General features: G+C 62.3%; 2 pseudogenes. One reads left to right on the top strand and one right to left on the bottom strand.

Annotated elements, in window-relative coordinates:
• Positions 1 to 126, bottom strand: a pseudogene (locus FNJ47_RS48215) (catalase); the annotation flags it as partial.
• On the opposite strand from FNJ47_RS48215, the pseudogene FNJ47_RS48210 reads away from it, so the two are divergent.
• Positions 122 to 244 (top strand): annotated as a pseudogene (locus tag FNJ47_RS48210) (catalase); the annotation flags it as partial. The pseudogenes FNJ47_RS48215 and FNJ47_RS48210 overlap by 5 nt on opposite strands.

Here is a 244-nt window from a genome sequence, read left to right as displayed (position 1 = left end):
CCAGACGCGCTCATTGCTCGCGTTGACCATGCTGTAGGTGTGGCTGCCGAAGCCGTGCTGGTGACGGAAACTCTTCGGAATGCCGCGCTCGCTCATGACGATGGTGACTTGGTGCAACGCTTCCGGCGCACCTGGCACCTTCACCGTCACCCACGACATCACGCGCTACACCAAGGCCAGCATCTTTTCCGCGATCGGCAAGCAGACGCCGATGTTCGCGCGGTTCTCGACGGTTGCCGGCGAA

The sequence above is a fragment of the Bradyrhizobium uaiense genome (genome assembly GCF_010811875.1).
GTDB lineage: Bacteria > Pseudomonadota > Alphaproteobacteria > Rhizobiales > Xanthobacteraceae > Bradyrhizobium > Bradyrhizobium uaiense.
This window is presented reverse-complemented; position numbering and strand designations above follow the sequence as displayed.